We start from the raw sequence: 381 nt of genomic DNA, 5'->3' as shown, positions 1-381 counted from the left end.
CAACTGACGCAGCAGGGCCGGCGACAGATAGCCATGGGAATCAAACTTGATGACGCCACTATTTGGCACACTCAGCTTCAATCCGGATGACAGGGCTTCGTGGGCGCGCAAAACCTCTCCGCTATCAACGACGCCATTCGCATTTGAATCAACCCAAACGGACCAGCCCGCGCCCCATTCGTTGCCGACTACGCCAGGCGTGGTCGACGAAACCACGCTCACCGGCATGCCACGTTTGGCAGCCTCGCTTCGCGCCAAGGCGAGCGAGGACATCACCTCGGTCTGGACGGCAAAAAGCCGGTTGCTGCTCAGCATCGGTGCGAACGACGGAATCGCAACTGCCAACAAAATGGCGAGAATGGTCACTACCGCCAAAAGCTC

General features: G+C 58.8%; 1 protein-coding gene. It reads right to left on the bottom strand.

Features of this window, described 5'->3' with window-relative positions:
* Positions 1-381: GspH/FimT family pseudopilin (locus tag RVY79_RS17900; protein ID WP_317465861.1), on the bottom strand; the 381-nt coding region annotated here is incomplete at both ends.

It is taken from the genome of Chromohalobacter sp. HP20-39 (genome assembly GCF_033052815.1).
Taxonomy (GTDB): Bacteria; Pseudomonadota; Gammaproteobacteria; order Pseudomonadales; family Halomonadaceae; genus Chromohalobacter.
Note: the sequence above shows the minus strand (reverse complement) of the source record. Positions and strands in the feature narration are given on the sequence as shown.